General features: G+C 35.0%; 1 protein-coding gene. It reads right to left on the bottom strand.

What is annotated here, in order from left to right:
* Positions 1–243: alkaline shock response membrane anchor protein AmaP (gene amaP, locus F1003_RS19135; protein ID WP_155090382.1), on the bottom strand; the 243-nt coding region annotated here is incomplete at both ends.

The following is a 243-nucleotide window of genomic DNA, read 5'->3' as shown; positions in this document are numbered from 1 at the left end:
CTTACTTGATCATATTTTGCAACCGTATCGAATGCCGTCTTTTCAACAGCTTTACGAGATACGTAAACATGACCATCATCGAAGTCTTTGTATAATCCAGGTTTTCGATGCGTAGGTTTGAAGATACTAAATACTAATATAAGACCTATTAATATCAATAGTGCAGCAAGTGAAATAAGTAATGGTTGGAACCATTCAAATTGAAGGAAGTAGTCTTGATATTCAGTTATACGTCCATCTTGG

The organism is Winogradskyella ouciana (assembly GCF_009709615.1).
In the GTDB taxonomy this organism is placed as follows: domain Bacteria; phylum Bacteroidota; class Bacteroidia; order Flavobacteriales; family Flavobacteriaceae; genus Winogradskyella; species Winogradskyella ouciana.
This window is presented reverse-complemented; position numbering and strand designations above follow the sequence as displayed.